This is a genomic window from Saccharothrix sp. NRRL B-16314, from assembly GCF_000716595.1.
GTDB lineage: Bacteria > Actinomycetota > Actinomycetes > Mycobacteriales > Pseudonocardiaceae > Actinosynnema.
In genome coordinates this window covers 1-238 of the sequence record NZ_JNXC01000264.1, presented here as the reverse complement: position 1 = coordinate 238, position 238 = coordinate 1, and the positions used below count along the sequence as shown (strand labels likewise).

General features: G+C 70.6%; 1 protein-coding gene. It reads right to left on the bottom strand.

Annotation, left to right across the window (positions count from 1 at the left end):
- Window positions 1-238 (bottom strand): endo-1,4-beta-xylanase (locus OQ02_RS39930; RefSeq protein ID WP_033443890.1); only part of this gene is annotated, 238 nt, incomplete at both ends.

The following is a 238-nucleotide window of genomic DNA, read 5'->3' as shown; positions in this document are numbered from 1 at the left end:
GTTGCCCGAGCCGTCGAACAGCAGCGGGGTGCCGGAGGCGCGCCAGGAGTCGGTGTCGCGGATGCCCCAGACGGTGATGCCGGTGCAGCGGGCGACGGCCAGGCAGGCCTGGGTGACGCCCTGGTACTGCTCGGCCTGCGAGCTGCCGGAGCCTTCGATGTCCAGCTCGGTGATCTGGACGTCGACGCCGAGGTCGGCGAAGTTCTGCAGGGTGGTGTGGTAGTTGGAGGGGACGGGG